The organism is Rudaea sp., assembly GCF_047601565.1.
GTDB lineage: Bacteria > Pseudomonadota > Gammaproteobacteria > Xanthomonadales > Rhodanobacteraceae > Rudaea.
In genome coordinates, this window is the sequence record NZ_JASGIY010000001.1 from 2,208,308 (window position 1) to 2,228,807 (window position 20,500).

At 66.2% G+C, this 20,500-nt stretch carries 15 protein-coding genes and 1 pseudogene; 7 read left to right on the plus strand and 9 right to left on the minus strand.

All coding sequences use genetic code 11. From position 1 onward, the window contains the following. The first annotated feature begins 7 nt into the window (after positions 1-7). The 3 genes from aac(6') to QM741_RS09675 are packed head-to-tail and all read left to right on the plus strand — an operon-like array spanning position 8 to position 1,898. Positions 8-445: an aminoglycoside 6'-N-acetyltransferase gene (aac(6'), locus tag QM741_RS09665; protein WP_415209101.1), complete on the plus strand. Its 438-nt coding sequence runs from the start codon at positions 8-10 to the stop codon at positions 443-445. Further along, positions 445-1,245 carry an ABC transporter substrate-binding protein gene (locus QM741_RS09670; protein WP_415207504.1) on the plus strand — a complete coding sequence of 267 codons (801 nt, stop codon included), beginning with the start codon at positions 445-447 and terminating at the stop codon, positions 1,243-1,245. Before aac(6') ends, QM741_RS09670 begins: the two co-directional genes overlap by 1 nt. 20 nt (positions 1,246-1,265) lie before the next feature. Then, a complete protein-coding gene (locus QM741_RS09675) occupies positions 1,266-1,898 on the plus strand; it encodes a hypothetical protein (protein ID WP_415207505.1) in 633 nt (210 codons plus the stop codon). Here the strand turns inward: QM741_RS09675 and QM741_RS09680 are convergent. Both QM741_RS09680 and QM741_RS09685 read right to left on the minus strand, forming a co-directional pair. Next, positions 1,895-2,455 carry a class I SAM-dependent methyltransferase gene (locus tag QM741_RS09680; protein ID WP_415207506.1) on the minus strand — a complete coding sequence of 187 codons (561 nt, stop codon included), beginning with the start codon at positions 2,453-2,455 and terminating at the stop codon, positions 1,895-1,897. The two genes, QM741_RS09675 and QM741_RS09680, sit on opposite strands and share 4 nt — an antisense overlap. Further along, positions 2,440-3,464: pseudogene (locus QM741_RS09685) on the minus strand (DUF3419 family protein); the annotation flags it as partial. The gene QM741_RS09680 and the pseudogene QM741_RS09685, both read right to left, overlap by 16 nt. Positions 3,465-3,546: 82 nt before the next feature. Between QM741_RS09685 and QM741_RS09690 the strand changes: the two are divergent. Next, positions 3,547-4,650 (plus strand): alkaline phosphatase family protein, encoded by a 1,104-nt coding sequence (locus QM741_RS09690; protein ID WP_415207507.1) that lies wholly within the window; start codon positions 3,547-3,549, stop codon positions 4,648-4,650. A 2-nt stretch (positions 4,651-4,652) separates the two neighbouring features. Here QM741_RS09690 and cysN read toward each other — a convergent pair whose 3' ends face one another. The 3 genes from cysN to dps form a co-directional block, all read right to left on the minus strand. Beyond that, entirely contained in the window at positions 4,653-6,581 is a 1,929-nt protein-coding gene (gene cysN, locus QM741_RS09695; protein WP_415207508.1) for a sulfate adenylyltransferase subunit CysN, read from the minus strand. A gap of 214 nt (positions 6,582-6,795) precedes the next feature. After that, complete coding sequence (cysD, locus tag QM741_RS09700) at positions 6,796-7,698, minus strand: sulfate adenylyltransferase subunit CysD (RefSeq protein WP_415207509.1); 903 nt, start codon at positions 7,696-7,698, stop codon at positions 6,796-6,798. Between the two features lie 135 nt (positions 7,699-7,833). Further along, entirely contained in the window at positions 7,834-8,322 is a 489-nt protein-coding gene (gene dps / locus QM741_RS09705; protein ID WP_415207510.1) for a DNA starvation/stationary phase protection protein Dps, read from the minus strand. Positions 8,323-8,493: 171 nt separating this feature from the next. Between dps and hrpA the strand changes: the two genes are divergently transcribed. Continuing rightward, positions 8,494-12,414 (plus strand): ATP-dependent RNA helicase HrpA, encoded by a 3,921-nt coding sequence (gene hrpA, locus QM741_RS09710; protein WP_415209102.1) that lies wholly within the window; start codon positions 8,494-8,496, stop codon positions 12,412-12,414. A 57-nt stretch (positions 12,415-12,471) separates the two neighbouring features. Here the strand turns inward: hrpA and QM741_RS09715 are convergent, their stop codons facing one another. The 4 genes from QM741_RS09715 to surE form a co-directional block, all read right to left on the minus strand. Next, the gene (locus tag QM741_RS09715) at positions 12,472-13,527 is read right to left on the minus strand and encodes a peptidoglycan DD-metalloendopeptidase family protein (protein ID WP_415207511.1); all 1,056 of its coding nucleotides are present in this window, start codon (positions 13,525-13,527) and stop codon (positions 12,472-12,474) included. Positions 13,528-13,552: 25 nt separating this feature from the next. After that, entirely contained in the window at positions 13,553-14,152 is a 600-nt protein-coding gene (locus QM741_RS09720) for a YqaA family protein (RefSeq protein ID WP_415207512.1), read from the minus strand. 90 nt (positions 14,153-14,242) lie between these two features. Continuing rightward, on the minus strand, positions 14,243-14,926 hold the full coding sequence (locus QM741_RS09725; protein ID WP_415207513.1) for a protein-L-isoaspartate(D-aspartate) O-methyltransferase: 684 nt from the start codon (positions 14,924-14,926) through the stop codon (positions 14,243-14,245). A gap of 2 nt (positions 14,927-14,928) precedes the next feature. Further along, entirely contained in the window at positions 14,929-15,705 is a 777-nt protein-coding gene (gene surE, locus QM741_RS09730; RefSeq protein ID WP_415207514.1) for a 5'/3'-nucleotidase SurE, read from the minus strand. Between the two features lie 421 nt (positions 15,706-16,126). Between surE and QM741_RS09735 the strand changes: the two genes are divergently transcribed. After that, entirely contained in the window at positions 16,127-19,012 is a 2,886-nt protein-coding gene (locus QM741_RS09735; protein WP_415207515.1) for a 2-oxoglutarate dehydrogenase E1 component, read from the plus strand. Between the two features lie 148 nt (positions 19,013-19,160). Then, on the plus strand, positions 19,161-20,369 hold the full coding sequence (sucB, locus tag QM741_RS09740; RefSeq protein ID WP_415207516.1) for a dihydrolipoyllysine-residue succinyltransferase: 1,209 nt from the start codon (positions 19,161-19,163) through the stop codon (positions 20,367-20,369). Positions 20,370-20,500: the final 131 nt, after the last annotated feature.

Below are 20,500 nucleotides of genomic sequence, written 5' to 3' on the forward strand. Positions count from 1 at the left end.
CTGGCGCATATGCGCAGCCTGCGCGGAAGATGCGCCGGGCTGGCTGGTGCTGCGTGCCGCGTTGTGGCCTGACGAGAAAGCGGACTCGATGCAAGCCGACATTTCCGACATGCTCGCCCAGCCCGGACGCTGTGTAGGTTTCCTCGCCGTCGATGCGGCGCAACGGCCGATTGGCTTCGCCGAAGCGACTCTGCGTCACGACTACGTCAATGGCACGGAAACCTCGCCTGTCGGCTTCTTCGAGGGTTGGTACGTTCTTCCGGAGCATCGCGGCCGCGGCATCGGTCGTGCGCTACTGGACGCGGCCGAAGCTTGGGCGAGATCGCGCGGGTGTACGGAGTTTGCTTCCGATGCACTGCTCGACAACGGCGACAGCCAACGCGCGCATCTGGCCTGCGGATTCGCCGAAACCGAACGCGTCGTCTATTTCCGCAAACCCTTGTAATGGGTCCCGCGCGCATCGTCTGCCTGACCGAGGAGCCGACCGAGGTGCTCTACGCAATCGGCGAGCAGGACCGCATCGTCGGCATCTCAGGCTTCACCGTGCGCCCGGCGCGCGCGCGCCGGGAAAAGCCCAAGGTCTCCGCGTTCACCAGCGCGAAGATCGGCGAGATCCTCAAGCTCGAACCGGACTTCGTCGTCGGCTTTTCCGACATCCAGGCCGAGATCGCGCGCGAACTGATCGCGGCGGGAGTCGAGGTCTGGATCAGCAACCATCGTTCGGTCGCCGGCATCCTCGACTACGTCCGCCGGCTCGGCGCGCTCGTCGGCGCGGCCGGCAAGGCCGACGCGCTCGCTCGCGCGGCCGAGAACAAGATCGTACAAGTACGCAATGCCGCATTGCGCCTGCGGCGACGCCCGCGCGTCTACTTCGAGGAATGGGACGAGCCGATGATCTCCGGCATCCGCTGGGTGGCCGAGCTCGTGCGCGTCGCCGGCGGCGACGACGTCTTTCCCGAGCTTGCGGCGAAGCCGCTCGCGCGCGACCGTATCGTCGCCGATGCCTTCGAGGTCGTGCGGCGCGCGCCGGACATCGTGGTCGGCTCGTGGTGCGGCAAGCGCTTCCGGCCCGAACGGGTCGTCGCGCGCGCGGGCTGGAGTGCGATTCCCGCCGTGCGCGACGGGGAGTTGCACGAAGTGAAATCGCCGATCATCCTGCAACCCGGCCCGGCTGCGCTGTTCGACGGCCTCGATGCGCTGCACCGCATCGTCGCGCGCTGGGCCGAAAAGCATTGCCCGTGTTGAACGCCATGTCGGAAACGAAGATGAAAAAGTATACGAAAATGCCGGCCATCCTCGCGCTGGGACTGTTGGGCGCCGCGTGTTCGCGCATTCCGCTGGTCGCACGTCACGACAACGATGCCGCGGCGCCGGCGCAGAACCCTGTCGCGCAAACGGCGCCGGTGGCCGCGCCGAAGCCGGACTCCGCACCGCCGCCTTCCGCCGACGCCACGGATCGCCACATCGAACTGCGCTACGCGTTCAAGACCGCGGCCACGCCGGAACGCGCCTACGCCGCCATCGTCGGCGTCGCGCGCTGGTGGGATTCGAGGCATACCTATTCGGGCAACGCCTCGAACCTGTCGCTCGACGCGCACGCCGGCGGCTGCTGGTGCGAGCAGCTCGCCGACGGCGGCAGCGTGCAGCACATGACCGTGCTCGGCGCGATGCCGGGACGCATGCTGCGCCTGTCGGGCGGCCTCGGTCCGCTGCAGGCCGCGCCGGTCGTCGCGGTGATGACCTGGACGATCAAGCGCGACGGCAACGGCAGCGAAGTCGCGATGAGCTATCTCGTCGACGGCTATTTCCCGGGCGGCCTCGACAAGGTGCGCGGCGACGTCGATGCGGTGCTCGCGCACCAGGTCGAACGCCTGCGCGCTTATGTCGACGAAAACTAGTGCCGTCCGACGAAGACATAGTACGGCGCGCGGAGCAGCGGCAGGCAGGACACCGCGGCGCGGTGTTCGGCGAGTTCGTGTCGTGGCAGATGTTCACGCAGCGCGGCAAGGTGCGCGGGATCGAGGCGCACGCCGTCGTGCGCGAACCAGCGCGGCCAGAAGTGCCGGGTGAAGGCGTCGTGGCGCACGAGGCCGGGTTCCGGCCGCGCCGTCGAAGTATAGAAATCCACTGCGCCGATCAGGCCGCCGGGCTTGAGCATGGCGAGGGCGTTGGCGAGCGCGGCGCGCCAGTCCGGGATCATCGTCAGCGAGTACGAGAAATAGACGCAGTCGGCCGGCGCGTCGGAACGCCAGGTCGTCGCATCGGCCTCGACCATGCGCACCTGCGGATGGCGTGCGATGCGCGCGGGCAGCAGGGCGGGGCAGAGATCGACGAGCTCGAAGCTTGCGACGTCGCCGAGGCGTTCGCCGAAGAAGTCGAGATTGCGTCCGGCGCCGCCGCCGAGTTCGACGATGCGCGCGCGCCGGGCGTCGCGCGGCTCAGGATCGCGTTCCATTCCTCGATCAGCGCGTCCGGATAGTAGGAACTCATCCAGTCCATGTGGTCGAGCAGGACGAAGCGCGAGATCGGCCCCGCGTTGGCGGAAAGGAATTCGGTCACCGTCGTCGTGTGCAGCCAGATGCGGTCGACGAGGCCGGCCTTGAGCGCGTCGAAGCCCGTTTCCTTGAGGCATTCGGGGCGGCAGTCGCGGCGATAGCGGCCGGTGAGGTAGACGCGGTAGAAGTAATTGTCGGCGAGCGGGAGCTGGCGGAAGACGTACTCGACCGCTTCGCGGATGAAGCCGCGCACGCCGTGCGCATGCTGGGTCTCGACGAGCTTGTGCTGCGGGTAGGGCACGCCGAGCAGGCTCATGACGAACTGGCGCGAAATGATCCAGTCGACCGTCTTGTTCCACAGCAGCGGCGCGACGCGTTCGTCGTAGATCGCCTGCTGTTCGGCCAGCGACTTCGCGTCGAGCAGCGCGTTGATCGCATCGGCGAGGCCGGGACGCAGCGTGAAGTAAGCGCGTACAACTCGTGCGACCAGTCCTGTCAGGCCATGGAAGTAGAAGCTTTCGTGCTTGCCGGCGAACCAGTCCCAGTGCTTGTCCCACCAGGCTTGCGCGAACGGCGAGAGCTGCGCGCGCAGCTTTTGCCGGTAGAGGTTCTTGAAGTCCGCGTGACGGCCTTCGCCGAAGATCGCGAAGTAATCGTCGTAGGCCAGCGCGCGGATCGCGGCGATCTTCAGTTCGAGCAGCGCGATCTGACGTGGGTTGGCATCGACGGCATGAATCCGTTTCGGCGCGAGCAGCGCATAGTCGAGCACGTTGCAGCCGCGCTCGAGATCACGAGCATCGTGTCCTCGGGGCCGAGCGCGAGCGCCTTGCGGTCGATCGCCGGGTCTTCCCAGCAGGCGTTGTAGACGAGGCTGCGCGAATAAATGCGTTGAACACGAACTGGTCGAGCTTGTCGAACAGATTGGGCTGGGACATCGGCATGGCGCTCGGCATATGGGCCGGCCGTCACGCTAGCGCGGCGAGATGACGTCGCGGTTACGTGCGCTGCAATCGGCTAAGCTGCGTCGCAGTGGATCACGCGGGAGAAACGCATGCTGCGCCATTTTCTGATTCTATCGTGCCTGTTGCTGCCGTGCCTGTGCGGCCGCGCCGCCGAATCCGCGCCGCGACCGCGCAATGTCGTCCTCGTCACGCTCGATGGCGTGCGCTGGCAGGAAGTGTTCGGCGGTGCCGATCCGACCGTGATGAAATTCCTCGCGCGCGGCGCGCCGGTCGAAGGCACCGCGCTGTACCAGCGTTACTGGGCGCCGACCGCCGAGGAAAGGCGCAGGAAGATCATGCCGTTCCTCTGGGGCACGCTGGTCGAGCGACACGGCTGGATCGCGGGCGATCCCGCCAAGGGCAGCGACATCGAAGTCACCAACCGTTTTCACACGTCCTATCCGGGTTATGCGGAAATTCTCACCGGCTACGCGCACGACGAGGCGATCGTCGACAACAAGGCGCAGCGCATTCCGGTGCCGACCGTGCTCGAATTCGTGCGCCGTGAATTGAACCTGCCGAAGTCGGCGGTGGCGGTGTTCGCGAGCTGGGACCGGTTCAACGATTTCACCGAGCACGAACCGGGATCGATCATGGTCAACGCGGGATTCACCGCGTATGCGAGCGGCGACCCCGCTCTGCGCGAACTGAGCGTCGCGCAAAGCGAAATGGTCGCGTGGGCGGACGAGCGTTTCGACTACCCGACCCAGCGCTTCGCGCTCGACTATCTCAAGCACGAGCATCCGCGCCTGCTGTACATCGGGCTCGGCGACACCGACGATTACGCGCACGACAAACAGTATGAGTTGATGCTGAAATCGCTGCGGCGCGCCGACCGCTTCCTCGCCGACCTGTGGGCGCAGTTGCAATCGATGCCGCGGTACCGCGACAACACCGTCCTGGTCGTGACCTGCGACCATGGCCGCGGCAAGATGCCCGAGTACTGGGACGAGCACAACGAGGAACTCACTGCGGCGAAGAACATCTGGCTCGCGGTCGCGGCGCCGGGTGACGCGCGCCGCGGCGAGATCGAAGGCGGGCCGACGTTGTATCAGAACCAGATCGCGGCGACGATCGCGCAGGCGTTCGGGCTCGACTACGGCAAGCAGGTGCCGCAGGCCGGCAAGCCGATCGCGCTGCGCGCCGCGCCCTGACTTCAGGCGTGCGCGAGCATGCCGTTCGCGCGCAGGAACGCGACGATTCGTTCCGCCGCGTCTTCCGCCGCGATGCTTTGCGTCTGCACGGTCAACTCGGGCGATTCGGGCGCCTCGTAGGGCGAATCGATGCCGGTGAAGTTCTTCAATTCGCCGCGTCGTGCCTTCTTGTACAGGCCCTTCGGGTCGCGCTGTTCGACCACGGCGAGCGGCGTGTCGACGAAGATTTCGACGAACTCGCCGTCGCCAACCATGCCGCGCGCGAGCTTGCGCTCGGAGCGGAACGGCGAGATGAATGCGGTGAGCACAACCAGGCCGGCGTCGACCATCAGCTTCGCCACCTCGCCGATGCGGCGGATGTTCTCGATGCGGTCGGCGGCGGTGAAGCCGAGGTCCTTGTTGAGGCCGTGGCGCACGTTGTCGCCGTCGAGCAGGTAGCTGCGCACGCCGAGCGCGTGCAGCTTGCGCTCGACCAGGTTCGCGATCGTCGACTTGCCGCTGCCCGACAGGCCGGTGAACCAGAGCACGCAGGGCTTGTGCCCGTTGAGGCGCGCGCGCGCCGCCTTGTCGACCTCGAGCGCCTGCCAGTGGATGTTCTGGGAGCGGCGCAGCGCGAAGTGGATCGTGCCCGCGGCGATGGTGTGGTTCGTCAATCGGTCGATGACGATGAAGCTGCCCATGTCGCGGTTGTCCGCGTAGGCATCGAACGCGACGGCGCGGTCGAGCGTGAGCGTGCACACGCCGACTTCGTTGACGTTGAGCGTCTTCGCGACGAGGTGGTCGAGCGTGTTCACCTCGACCACGTATTTCGGTTTCGAGATCGACCCGCCGACCGTGCTCGCGCCGATCTTCACGAGGTAGGAACGTCCCGGCAGCATCGGCGTCTCGTCGAGCCAGGCGATCGTCGCCTCGAACTGGTCGGCGAGGCCAGCGGGGTCCTGCGCCGAGCAGATCACGTCGCCGCGGCTGATGTCGATCTCGTCGGCGAGCGTGAGCGTGACCGATTCGCTGCCGATCGCTTCGGCCCTGTCGCCGTCGAGGCCGACGATGCGCGCGACGGTCGAGGTTCTGCCCGAGGGCAGCACGCGGACCGCGTCGCCCGGCCTGACCGAACCGCCGAGAATGCGCCCGCTGAAGCCGCGGAAGTCGAGATTCGGGCGATTGACCCACTGCGCCGGCATGCGAAACGGGGAATTTTTGGAAGAAGTGGAAATTTGTACTTCTTCGAGGAATTCGAGCAGGTTCGGACCCCGGTACCACGGCGTGTTCGCGCTCGCCTCGGCGATATTGTCGCCGCGCAGCGCCGCGAGCGGAATGCTCGTGACGCGCTCGATGCTGCCGTCGAGGCGCTCGACGAAGGCGCGGTATTCGCGGTCGATCTCGTTGAAAACGTGTTCGTCGTAGCCGACCAGATCGAGCTTGTTGACCGCGAGCACGACGTGCTTGATGCCGACCAGCGACACCAGGTAGCTGTGCCGGCGCGTCTGCGTGAGCACGCCCTTGCGCGCGTCGATCAGGATCACGGCGAGATCGGCGGTCGAGGCGCCGGTGATCATGTTGCGCGTGTACTGCTCGTGTCCCGGCGTGTCGGCGACGATGAACTTGCGCTTGTCCGTGCTGAAGAAGCGGTAGGCGACGTCGATCGTGATGCCCTGTTCGCGCTCGGCCGAAAGCCCGTCGACGAGCAGGGCGAAATCGAGGCCGTCGCCCTGCGTGCCCACGCGTTTGGAATCGGCTTCGAGCGCGGAAAGCTGGTCGTCGAGCAGCGCCTTGGCCTCGTACAGCATGCGACCGATCAGCGTGCTCTTGCCGTCGTCGACGCTGCCGCAGGTGATGAAGCGCAGCAGCGACTTGTTTTCGTGCGCGCGCAGGTATTGCTCGATGTCGGTCTCGATCAGTTGGCGGTCGGCGGTCTGGACGGCGGTGTTCATCGAGGATCACCTCTCCCACCGGGAGAGGTCGGCGCGCGAAGCGCGACGGGCGAGGGAAGAGCCTTGCATGCTTGAACTGTCGCTCCAACCTGGCGGCGCTCTACCCTCATCCGCCCTTCGGGCGCCTGCCCCGCTCGACATCCTTGTCTCACCCTCAGTCGGCTGTCGCCGACTTCGACCCGGCGGGAGAAGGGAAGCGGAAGCATAGTATTCATCAGAAATACCCCTCCGCCTTCTTCTTCTCCATCGACGCCGCCGAATCGTGGTCGATCAGGCGCCCCTGGCGTTCGGTCGTCGTCGCCAGCAGCATTTCGCGGATGATCGCCGGCAGCGTGTCCGCGGTCGACTCGATCGCGCCCGAGAGCGGATAGCAGCCGAGCGTGCGGAAGCGCACGCTGCGCCGTTGCGGCGTTTCGCCGGGCGCGAGCGGAAAGCGCTCGTCGTCGACCATGATCAGCATACCGTCGCGCTCGACCACGGGCCGCTCGGCGGCGAGATAGAGCGGCACGATCGGGATGTCTTCAACATAGATGTACTGCCAGATGTCGAGCTCGGTCCAGTTCGACAGCGGGAACACGCGGATCGACTCGCCGGGATTCTTGCGCGTGTTGTAGAGGCGCCAGAGCTCGGGACGCTGGTTCTTCGGATCCCACTGGTGCTGCGCGGAGCGGAACGAGAACACGCGCTCCTTGGCGCGCGATTTCTCCTCGTCGCGGCGCGCGCCGCCAAAGGCGAGATCGAAACGGTGGAGGTCGAGCGCCTGCTTGAGGCCCTGCGTCTTCCACATGTCGGTATGCTTGGCCGAGCCGTGGTCGAACGGATTGATGCCGAGCGCTTCGGCCTCGGGATTCTTGTGGACGATCAGTTCCATGCCCGACTCGCGGGCCATGCGCTCGCGCATCGCGTACATGTCGCGGAACTTCCAGGTCGTGTCGACATGCAGCAGCGGGAACGGCGGCCGACTCGGATAAAACGCCTTGCGCGCCAGATGCAGCATCACCGACGAATCCTTGCCGATCGAATACAGCATGACCGGCCGCTCGGACTCGGCGACGGCTTCGCGCAGGATGTCGATGCTTTCGGCTTCGAGCCGCTGCAGGTGGGTGGGATTGGGCATCCGGCTATTATGCGGCAAACCCATATTGCCGGAAGCAATAAAGAAGGGCGGGGAGGGCGCCGGGGCCACGAGGAAAAGGCATAAGCAAAGAACGATTCCTCGTTTTGTTCCCGGCTCCGGCGCTCCCGCCGCGTTCTATTGCAGGTGCGCCTCGAGGAACCACAGCGACTTGTCGAGCCCGCGCGAGATGCCGGTGAACAGGTCGGCCGTATCGGCGTCGCCCGCGTCGTCGGCCGTGTCAATCGCCACGCGCGTGGACTTGGCGAGTTGGGCGAAGCGGTCGGCGAGCAGCGCGACCATCTTCATGCCGTCGTAGCTGTCGTGCGGCAGTTCGGCGATGCGCGACGTCTTGGAAGCGATGCGCGCGGTGCCCATCGCCACGCCGCCCAGCGCGGTGACGCGTTCGGCGATGTCGTCGACCGGCTCCTCGAGCTGCTCGGCGAGATCGTCGAACAGTTCGTGCAGCGCGATGAAATAGGGGCCCTTCACGTTCCAGTGCGCCTGTTTGACCTGGGTGTACAGGTCGAGCGTGTCGGCGAGCTGCGCATTGAGCAGCGCGATCATCTTCTCGCGCAGCTTCGGCGCGACGTCGATGCGGGTCGGGTTCTGCTTATTCTTGGCCATCGGAAAACTCCTTTTGTGAGTGCCCGGCCACTATAATACGGGCGTATTTCGCATTGAAGTCGATTGTTGCGATCCATTCGATAGGCTGCATCTATCGCTTCCCGCAAGACCTGCCGCTGCGTGAAACCTCGCATTCCCTCTCAATCCCCGCTCGCCGCGCTGCGCACCGGGCTGGCCGAGACGACGCTGCGCGATCGTCGCCCCTTGACACGTGAGATCGACCGCCTCGCCTCGCGCGCCGACGACGAGGCCGCGCTCGCGCGCCTGCGCACGCGCATCGCGGACGCGCGCTCGCGCTATGCCGCACGCGAGGCCAGCGTGCCCGCGATCCGTATCGACGAGTCGCTGCCGATCGCGGCGCGCGCAGACGAGATCGTCGCGCTGATCCGCAAGCATCCAGTGATCGTGCTTGCCGGCGAAACGGGCTCGGGGAAGAGCACGCAACTGCCGAAGCTTTGCCTCGCCGCCGGCCGCGGCCGCGCCGGGCTGATCGGCTGTACACAACCCAGGCGGGTCGCCGCCCGCAGTGTGGCGCGACGCGTCGTGAGCGAACTCGGCACCGAGCTCGGCGGCCTCGTCGGCTACCAGGTGCGTTTCGCCGAACAGGCCGGCGAGCGCACGCTGATCAAGTTCATGACCGACGGCATCCTGCTCGCGGAGACGCAGGGCGATCCGTGGCTCAACGCTTACGACACGATCATCGTCGACGAGGCGCACGAGCGCAGCCTCAACATCGATTTCCTGCTCGGCTATCTCAAGCGCCTGCTCGCGCGCCGGCGCGACCTGAAAGTAATCGTGACTTCGGCGACGATCGACACTGCGCGCTTCGCTGCACATTTCGGCAACGTGCCGGTGGTCGAGGTCGAGGGACGCAGCTATCCGGTCGAGGTGCGCTGGCGTCCCAGGGGTCAGAGTCATTTTTCGGATGCGGATTCGTCGGGCTCGCATGTTGAGTCGAAAAATGACTCTGACCCCATTTCGCAGATCGTCGCCGCCGTCGACGAGATCACGCGCGAGGACCCGCGTGGCGACGCGCTGATCTTCCTGTCGGGCGAGCGCGAGATCCGCGACACGCATCTCGCGCTGACGCGGCGCAACTATCGCGCGACCGAAGTGCTCGCGTTGTACGCGCGCCTGTCCGCGGCCGAGCAGGACCGCGTGTTCAAGCCCGGCCCGCAAAGACGCATAGTACTTGCGACGAACGTCGCCGAAACCTCGCTGACCGTGCCGCGCATCCGCTATGTGGTCGATACGGGCACCGCGCGTGTCAAGCGCTATTCGCCGCGCAACCAGCTCGAACGCCTGCATATCGAGCCCATCTCGCAGGCCGCGGCCGAACAGCGCAAGGGACGCTGCGGCCGCGTCGGCCCCGGCGTTTGCATACGTTTGTACGGCGAGGACGACTTTAACGCGCGGCCGAAGTATTCCGATCCGGAAATCCTGCGTTCCTCGCTGGCCGGCGTGATCCTGCGCATGATCAGCCTCAAGCTCGGCGAAGTGGAGCATTTTCCGTTCGTCGAAGCGCCGAATCCGCGCGCGATCGGCGACGGCTGGCGGCGCTTGGGGGAGCTGGGCGCGGTGGACGAAGAAAAGCGTCTCACCGATATCGGCCGGCGCATGTCGGCGTTGCCGATCGACGTGGCGCTCGCGCGCATGCTGGTGGAGGCGCAGCGGCTCGGCGTATCGCGCGAGTTGCTGATCCTTGTCGCGTTCCTGTCGATCCAGGACCCGCGCGAGCGGCCGCCCGATGCCCGGCAGGCGGCCGATGCCGCACACGCGCAGTTCGTCGATGCGAAGTCCGATTTCATCGGCGTGCTCAATCTCTGGCAGGCGCATGCGCTCGCGCACGAAGACCTCACGCAGTCGAAACTGCGCGACTGGTGCAGTGCGCGCTTCCTTTCGTATCTGCGCATGCGTGAGTGGCGCGAATTGCACCGCCAATTGTTGCTGATGCAAGAGCCGGTATCGGAGACTCGCGAGAAAACACCCGAAAAGCCGCGAGCGAAAAACGTGTGGCAAGCGAACCCCGGCGCCGCCGAATCCGAATTGCAGAAAGCGGGCGCCGCGAACTACGAAGCCGTGCATTGCAGCCTGCTCAGCGGATGGCCGACGCAGGTCGCGTTGAGGGACGAGAAGCACCAGTACCGTGGCACGCGCGAACGGCGCTACCAGATATTCCCGGGCTCGGCGCTGGCGAAGAAACCGCCGCGCTGGCTGTTGTCCGGGCAGATTCTGGATTTGCAAAAAGTCTACGCGATGCTCAACGCCGAAGTCGCGCCCGAGTGGATCGAGCGGCAGGCCGCGCATCTGGTCAAGCGCGCGTGGCGCGAGCCGCACTGGTCGCGCAAGCGCGGCGCGGTGCTCGCGTTCGAGCAGGTGACGCTATTCGGCCTGACTCTGGTCGAAAAGCGCAGCGTGCAGTTCGGCGCGCAAAACCCGACGGAGGCGCATGAAGTCTTCCTGCGCGAAGCGCTGGCGCGCTGCGATATCGATTGCCGCGTCGATTGCGTGCGCGCCAACGCGCGCGTACTTGAGCAGGCGCACGAGATCGAAGCGAAACAACGGCGCAGCGGACTCGTGCGCGACGAGGAGGAACGGGTTGCGTTTCTGCGCGGGAAAATCCCCGGGGAAATCAGCACGGCGGCGGCGTTCGACGCCTGGTATCGCCACGCCTCCGCGGCGGAACAGGCGGCGTTGCGCTGGTCGCTCGACGATGTGCTGGCAAGCGCGCCGGGACTGCGCGCGAGCGATTTCCCGACGCATCTCGATTGCGCCGGCTACAAGCTCAAACTCGACTATCGTTTCGTTCCCGGCGATCCCGCGGATGGCGTGACGCTGCAGGTGCCGCTTGCCTTCGTCAACGCCGTACCTTCGAGGCGTTGCGAATGGCTGGTGCCGGGCCTGTTGCCCGACAAGCTCGCCGAGCTGATTCGGGGGTTGCCGAAAGCATTGCGGCGCAACTTCGTGCCCGCGCCGGATTTCGCGCGCGCCTTCGCCGAGGCGGAGCCGCCGCGCGATGCACCGCTGCTCGATGCGCTCGCGGCATACCTCAAGCGCGTGACCGGCGTCGAGGTTGACGCAGGCGATTTCGCCGGCATCGAATCGCCGGCGCATTTCACGATGCGCTTCCGCGTCTACGACGAGCACGGCAAGACCCTGGCCGAAGGACGCGACGTCGAAGCGATCCGCGATGCCTGGGGCGGTGCCGCGAACGCGGCATTCTCCCGCCGCGCCGATGTCGAGCTCGCGCGCGAGGAAGTGGCCGAGTTCGATTTCGAGGACATTCCCGAGCGCATCGTCAGCGCGGGCAATCTCGTCGCGTGGCCGGCGCTTATCGATCTCGGCGCCAGCGTCGCCCTGCGCGTGTTCGAGCGCGCCGACGAGGCGCACGAGGCGCATCTCCTCGGCGTGCGCCGCTTGCTGCGCAGGGCGCTGCAGGAGAAGATCAAGCAGGCGCGAAGGCAGTTGCCGATCGAGCGCAGGCTGGCATTGAAATACGCCGGCATCGCCAGCGTCGACGAACTGCGCGAGGACATCGTCGAGGCCGCGCTCAACGAACTGCTCGATGCGCAGGACCTCGGCCTGCGCCAGCGCACCGCCTTTCGTCATGTCGAGGCCGAGATCGGCGGCAAGCTGTTCGCGACCGCGGTCGAATGGCTCAAGCTCGTCGAGGATGTGCTCGGCGCCTACGCGGAATTCACGCCGTGGCTCGAACCGCCGCTGATCGGCTACGCCAAGGCCAACTACGACGATCTGCGCGAACAGCTGGGCGCGCTCGTCCATCCGGGCTTCGTGCAAAAAGTACACAAATCCCGTTTGCTGCATTTTCCGCGTTATCTCAAGGCGATGCGCCTGCGCGCCGAGCGCCTGCGCCAGGACGCCACCCGCGACCAGGCGCGCATGCTCACCGTACGCGGCTACTGGCGCGAATACCTCAAGCATCGCGCCAGCGGCGACGTCGACCCTTCATTGCTCGACGAGCTGCGCTGGTTGATCGAGGAACTACGCGTCTCGCTGTTCGCGCAGGAACTCAAGACTGCCGAGCCGGTGTCGCCGAAGCGGCTCAACAAGCTGATCGAAAACTTGAACTGACGCCGCTGGGGATTCCGCTCGAAGGACGTCGCATGCCGCGGCCGCCGCCGTGCCCGTTCAGCGCGCCGGCAGGTAATCGAGCGGATTGACCGGCTTGCCGTCCTTGCGGATCTCGAAGTGCAGTTCGTCGCGGCTGGCGCTGCTCGAGCCCATTTCGGCGATTTGCTGGCCGGCGCGCACCTTGTCGCCCTCGGCGACGAGGCGCCTTCGGTTGTGGCCGTAGGCGGAAAGAAATTTCGCGTTGTGCTTGACGATGATCAGTTCGCCGTAGCCGAGCAGGCCGTTGCCGCTGTAGACCACTTCGCCGTCGGCCGCGGCCTGCACGGGATCGCCGGCGGAGCCGGCGATGTCGACGCCCTGCCGGGTCTGGTCGCCCGCGACGTAGGTGCCGATCACCTTGCCGCCGCTCGGCCAGCGCCAGGCGATGCCGGCGACATTGGCCGTCGCCGATTCGTTGACGGATGTTGGTGCCGGCGGCGCAGGCTTCGCGGCGGGCTTCGCCGGCGGCGCCACGACGTCGGGAGCGCTTGCCGGCGGTGGCGCGGCGGCCGGCGACGACGGTGCTGGTGCTGATGCTGCGGCTGCGACCGGTTCCGGCTGCGTTGCGGCCGATGGCGTGGGCTCGTTCGGCACGTCTTCGAACATGCCGGTGTTTTTCGGCGTTGCCGCCACCGTGGCCGGAGGCGTGTCGGCGAAAGCAGGCGCAGCGGGTTGAGTCGGCCCCGCTGCATTCGTCGCCGCGGCCGCGGGATGCGTCTGCATCGCTGCGCTCGGCGTACCCGGCCGACCGAGGCGGATTTCCTGCCCGATCAGGATCTTGTACTGCGGCGCGGCGATGCCGTTCCACGCGGCGACGTCGCGGTAGTCGAGGCCGCGCTTGAACGCGATCGAATACAGCGTATCGCCCTTGACGACACGGTAGCTGCTGTCGGGCGGCGGCGTCTTTGCGCGTTGCGGGGGCGGCGATTGCAGCGAGGGCGATTCGTCGAACGAGCGGTCCTCGTCGTCGGCCGGATCGGACACGCAGCCGGCGAGCCAGATCGCGCCGGCCGCGAGCAGCGCGAACGCGCCGAAGGAGCGGAGCTGGTCGAAGAACGCCTTCATCGTTGGCATGGAGGAAACGCGCGCCGTGCGCCGCCTACTTGTGCAGGAATTTGAAATACACCACAGCCGCGACGACCAAGGCAACCAATATCCAGCCTATCCACTCGATCCATTTATGCACGGTTTGCTCGGCTTTTTCGCCGCCTAGGCGGATCGCGCCGCAGAGCAGGTAGACGCGCTTGCCGCGGCCGACGATCATCGCGGCGACGAAAGCCCAGATCGGCACGCCGACCACGCCCGACGACCAGGCGATGATCTTCATCGGGATCGGCAGGAAGCCGCCGCCGACCAGCAACCAGAACACGTCCCAGCCGCCGAGGCCGCGCAGCCTGGCGATGTAGCCTTCGATCGGCGCCAGCCAGCCGAGGTCGTCGAGCAGCGGCCGCGCGAGTTCGAAACCGTAGTGGCCCATCATGTAGCCGATGATCGAGCCGATCGTGGAAAACAGCAGGCTCAGGCTCGCATAGCGCGCCCAGCGCTCCGGCTTGGCCAGCGTCATCGGCGCGAGCATGATTTCGGGCATCAGCGGAAAAATGAACGCCTCGACGAAGCTGATGCCCATCAGATAGCGCTCGGCGAGCGGATGCCTGGCCCAGACGAGGGCCTTTTCGTAGATCGGTTTGAACAGGTTCAAGGGAATCCAGGGATTCGGGGTTCGAGATTCGGGAATCGGAAAAGCCACGACCATCTGCCTTGCCGAATCCCGAATCTCCAATCCCGGCTCTCACACCAACCCGCCGAGCAATGGCACGAAGCTGACGTCGCCGAGCGATTCGCCCACCCACATCGCGCCCGCTTCCTTCTCGACGAGCCGGTAACGCAACAGTTTTTGCACGCCCGGCTTGCCGACGGGAGCCACGAGCACGCCGTCGGGCGCAAGCTGGTCGAACAATTCCTCCCGCAGTGCGTCGTCGGCCGCGGTGAGGATGATCGCGTCGTACGGCGCATGCTCGGCCCAGCCGAGTTTGCCGTCGGCGTGTTTCGAGCGGATGTTGTCGATGCCGAGCTTGCGGAAACGTCGGCGCGCGTTGCGCAGTAGTTCGTCGATGCGCTCGACCGTGTAGACGTTCTCGACCAACGCGGCGAGCACCGCGGCCTGATAGCCCGAACCCGTGCCGACCTCGAGCGCCTTCTTCGGCAACGCGTGCTCGATCAGCGCGCTCGTCATGCGCGCGACGACGTAGGGCTGCGAGATCGTCTGCGCCTGGCCGATCGGCAGCGCGGTGTCCTCGTAGGCGCGCGAGGCCAATGCTTCCTCGACGAACAGGTGGCGCGGCAGGCTGCGCATCACGTCCAGCACGCGCCGGTCGGCGATGCCCTGCGCCTTGAGGCGTTCGATCAGGCGGTCGCGCGCGCGCTGGCTGGTCATGCCCAGACCGCGCGCTTCGGGCGTAAAGCGCTGCGTCATCGTCACGCGGCCGGGTCCAGTTCCAGCGACAGCGAATTGACCCAGCTCGACACTTTTTCGAGCGCCTGGAAGCGCGTCAGGTCGACGTGGATCGGCGTGATCGAGATGCAGCCCTCGCGCACGGCGTGGAAATCGGTGCCCGGGCCGTCGTCGTCGACCTCGCCGGCGGGGCCGATCCACCACAGCGGCCGCCCGCGCGGATCGACCTGGCGGATGCACGGCGCCGAGCGGTGGCGCTTGCCGAGGCGCGTCACCGCGAAGCCGCGCAACTCGTGCCATGGCCGATCGGGGACGTTGACGTTGAGAATGGTGTCGGCCGGCAGCGGATCGACCGCGAGCCGCTGCATGATCGCCAGCGCCGCCTGCGCCGCGCTGGCGTAGTGATGGCCGGTGTTTTCGCCGGTGACCAGCGACACCGCGATCGCCGGCAGGCCGAGGAAACGCCCTTCCATCGCCGCGGAGACCGTGCCCGAATAGATCACGTCGTCGCCGAGATTGGCCGAATTGTTGATGCCGGAGACGACGATGTCCGGGTCTTTGTCGAGCATACCGCACAGCGCCAGATGCACGCAGTCGGTCGGCGTGCCGGCGACGCGGTAGCGATTCTCCTCGAGCCGGGCGACGCGGATCGGCGCATCGAGCGTGAGCGAATTGCTCGCGCCGGAACGGTCGCGGTCGGGCGCGACGACGATCACCTCTCCGGCAACGGTCAAGGTGCGCGCAAGCACCGCGATACCCGGTGCTTCCACGCCGTCGTCGTTGCTGACCAGTACCCGCATGTCCTCGTTCGCGCCTCGTCCGGCCGCGCCTGGGCGCGACGTCGCGTCGTTTTCGTATGCGCGTATTGTAACGGAGGCATGCGCGATTGCGCACGCCTGATCGGGCGTATGCCGGTAGAATGCGCCTATTGCACGGATGGACTTGCGCATGGCGAATCCCGGTTTTCCCGCCACGGCTTTCGAGGCCTACGGCGCGAATTCCTCGAATGTAGGATTGCCCATCGGCACATGCGCCGGCAACTCTGTCCAGAACCCATGCCGGCGCGGTGTGAAGAGCCGGCCCGGATCCGCGTCGAATCTGTCAGGGAATTAATGTCCATTCGCTGCACCTAGCGTATAATTCGCGGCCCGCGAACGGCTGCCTGCCTGGCCGGTGTCAAAGGGTACCGTCGCGCCCGCCCCCAACCCCCGGTGTGACCGCGTGAGCGCCAATCTCCTCAAGGACTTCTCCGAATCCTCGCCACTTTCCGGCGGCAACGCCGCCTTCATCGAGGATTTGTACGACAACTATCTGCGCGACCCCTCCTCGGTCGCGCCCGAGTGGAAGAAATACTTCGACACGTTCAAGGGCCGCGAGGCCGGCGACCAGCCGCACGGCGACGCGGTCGTGCGCATCGAGCAGGCCCAGAAGATCAACGGCCGCGCGGTACTGCTTGCCGCAGGCCCGTTGACCGACGCGGTCAGCCAGAAACAGACCGGCGTGTCGCGCCTGGTCACCGCCTACCGCTCGCGCGGCCATCTCGCCGCCAAGCTCGATCCGCTCAACATGGAAGGCACCTACCCGGCCGCGGACCTCGAGGAAATCGGTCTGCTGCCGCGCCCGGGCGCGCCCGACCTCGACCCCGCCTGGCACGGCCTCGGCGCGGTGGACATGAACACCGAGTTCAACACGGGCTTCCTCGGCGGACCGCCCAAGCTCAAGCTCGGCGAACTGATCGAGCGCCTGAAGAAAACCTATGCCGGCAGCATCGGCGCGGAGTTCATGCATATCCGCGACGCCGACGAGCGGCGCTGGGTGCACCAGCAGTTCGAAAGCGCGGGCGGCGACTACGGCCTGAGCGCGGACGAAAAGAAGAAGCTGCTCGAGCATCTCGTCCAGGCGGACGGCCTCGAACGCTACCTGCACACCAAGTACGTCGGCCAGAAGCGCTTCTCGCTCGAGGGCGGCGACAGCCTGATCCCGATGGTCGCCGAACTGGTCAAGCGCGGCGCGGCGACGGGCGTCAAGGACCTCGTCATCGGCATGGCCCACCGCGGCCGCCTCAACGTGCTCGTCAACATCCTCGGCAAGCCGCCACAGAAACTGTTCGACGAGTTCGAGCAGAAGTTCGACCACGACGACAATCCCGCGCATTCGGGCGACGTGAAGTACCACCTGGGCTTCTCCGCCGACGTCAAGAGCGGCGACAAGACCGTGCACGTCGTGCTCGCGTTCAACCCTTCGCATCTGGAGATCGTCAACCCGGTCGTCGCCGGTTCCGTGCGCGCACGCCAGACGCACCGCAGCGACGTCGATTGCGACCAGGTGCTGCCGGTGCTGATTCACGGCGACTCGGCATTCGCGGGGCAGGGCGTCAACATGGAGCTGTTCAACATGTCGCAGACGCGCGGCTTCGGCGTCGGCGGCACGATCCACATCGTCGTCAACAACCAGGTCGGCTTCACCACGTCGAACCCGCACGACACGCGCTCGACGCTGTACTGCACCGACGTCGCCAAGATGGTCAACGCACCCGTGTTCCACGTCAACGGCGACGATCCGGAAGCGGTGCTGTTCGCCACCCGCCTCGCCTTCGACTACCGCGCGAAGTTCCATCGCGACGTCGTCATCGACCTCGTCTGCTACCGCCGCCACGGCCACAACGAGGCCGACGAGCCGTCGGCCACGCAGCCGCTGATGTACAAGATCATCAAGGCGCGGCCGCCCGCGCGCGAGCTGTACGCGAAGAAGCTCGAAGCCGAAGGCACGATCGCCGGTACCGTCGCGCAGGAACTGATCGACACCTACCGCGCCAAGCTCGAGGCCGGCCAGCCGATTCCGCCGCTGGATCCGCACTTCAAGGACGCGTTCGCGATCGATTGGTCGCATCACCTCGACGCCGCGCTCGACCAGCCCGTGAATACAGCCGTCGCGAAAGACAGGCTTGCCGCGCTCAACGCGAAGATACTCGACGTGCCGAAGGATTTCACCCTGCAGGCGCAGGTCGGCAAGATCTACGAGGCGCGCACCAAGATGGCCGCCGGCGCGCAGCCGATGGATTGGGGTTTCGCCGAGAACCTCGCCTACGCCACGCTGATCGACGACGGCTACGACCTGCGTCTGGTCGGCCAGGACGTCGGCCGCGGCACATTCGCGCATCGCCACGCGGTGCTGCACGACCAGAACAGCGGTCGCGACATCACCATGCTCACCAAGGTGCGCGACGGCGCCACCGTCAACGTGATCGACTCGCTGCTCAGCGAGGAAGCGGTGATGGCGTTCGAGTACGGCTATTCCACTTCCGAGCCGCGCACGCTCGTGCTCTGGGAAGCGCAGTTCGGCGATTTCGCCAACGGCGCGCAGGTCGTCGTCGACCAGTTCATTTCCTCGGGCGAGGCGAAGTGGCAGCGTTACTCCGGCCTCGTCCTGCTGCTGCCGCACGGCTACGAAGGCCAGGGGCCCGAACACTCCTCGGCGCGCCTGGAGCGCTATTTGCAGCTCTGCGCGCTCGAAAACATGCAAGTCGTGGTGCCGACCACGCCTGCGCAGATGTTCCACTTGCTGCGCCGGCAGATGGTGCGCACCGTGCGCAAGCCGCTCGTGGTGATGACGCCGAAGTCGCTGCTGCGCAATCCGCTCGCGACATCCACGCTCGACCATCTCGCCAGCGGCGGCTTCCAGCTCGTCATTCCCGATTCGACCGCGAAGGACGCGAAGGCGGTCAAGCGCGTCGTGTTCTGCTCGGGCAAGGTCTACTACGACCTGGTCCAGGAAGCGGCGAAGAGCAAGCTCGGCGACGTCGCCATCGTGCGCGTCGAGCAGCTCTATCCGTTCCCGCGTCCCGAGGTGCAGGCCGAACTCGCCAAGTATCCGAACGTGCAGGAAGTCGTCTGGTGCCAGGAAGAGCCGCAGAACCAGGGCGCGTGGTACCAGATCAAGCACCACCTCGCCGCGTGCATCGGCGAAGCGCACACGCTGCACTACGCCGGCCGCGTGCGCTCGCCCGCGCCGGCCTGCGGGCACCTCAACACGCACATCGCCGAGCAGGCCAAGCTCGTCGAGGACGCGCTGGTCAACTCGCCGGGCGACGACTACTCGACCGACTGACTATTTTCAAATCTAAAGAATCGACCACGGATTACACGGATGGGCACGGATCAAGAACGAAAGAAAATGCTTGATCGGCTTTATCCGTGTTCATCCGTGTAATCCGTGGTGAAAATGCTTTATTGCTCTTGAACCTTTAGGAAAAAACATGACGCTCGAAGTCAAAGTCCCGGTACTGCCCGAATCCGTCGCCGACGCCACCATCGCGAGCTGGCACAAGAAGGTCGGCGACGCGGTCAAGCGCGACGAAAACCTCGTCGATCTCGAAACCGACAAGGTCGTGCTCGAAGTGCCGGCGCCGGCCGACGGCGTGCTCAAGGAAATCAAGTTCGACACGGGCGCCACGGTGACGAGCCAGCAGGTGCTCGCCGTCCTCGAAGAAGGCGCGGCCGCGGCGGCGGCTCCCGCTCCGGTCGCCGCCGCTCCGGCCGCCGCGGCGAAAGCGACTGCGGCGCCCGCCCCGGCTCCCGCAGCCGCAGGCAACCTCGATTCACTCCCGCCGGGCGCGCGTCGCGTCGCCGCCGAGAACAACCTCGATCCCGCGCAAGTCGCCGGCACCGGCCGCGGCGGCGCGGTGACGAAGGAAGACCTCGTCAACTACGCCAAGGCCGAGAAGCCGCCCATCACCGCTCGTCCCGCGTCCGCGCCCGCCGGTGCCCGCGCCGAGGAGCGCGTGCCGATGACGCGCATGCGCGCGAAGATCGCCGAACGCCTGATGCAGTCGAAGAACTCGATCGCGATGCTGACCTCGTTCAACGAGATCAACCTCGCCCGCGTCAGCGCGATGCGCAAGGAACTCGGTGAGGCATTCGAGAAGACCAACGGCATCAAGCTGGGCTTCATGAGCTTCTTCGTCAAGGCCGCGGCGGAAGCGCTCAAGCGCCACCCGATCGTCAACGCCTCGGTCGACGGCAACGACATCGTCTACCACGCGTACCAGGACATTTCCGTCGCCGTGTCGACCGACAAGGGCCTGGTCACGCCGGTGCTGCGTGACGCGCAGGACATGGGCTTCGCCGACATCGAGAAGGCGATCGCCGGCTTCGCGAAGAAGGCGCGCGAAGGCGGCCTCACGCTGGAAGACCTGCAGGGCGGCACGTTCACGATCACCAACGGCGGCACGTTCGGGTCGCTGTTCTCCACGCCGATCGTCAATCCTCCGCAGAGCGCCATCCTCGGCATGCACACGATCAAGGAGCGCGCCGTCGTCGAGAACGGCCAGGTCGTCGCCGCGCCGATGATGTACGTCGCGATCAGCTACGACCACCGCATCATCGACGGCAAGGACGCGGTGCTGTTCCTCGTCGACATCAAGAACCAGCTCGAGAATCCGCAGAGGATGCTGCTCGGGCTCTGATGCTTCAAGCCCCTCTCCCACCGGGAGAGGGGTTGGGGTGAGGGTCCGGATCGCTATCGACCTCTCACCGAAACCGAACCCTCATCCGGCGCTTCGCGCTACCTACCCTCTCCCGATGGGAGAAGGGAGAT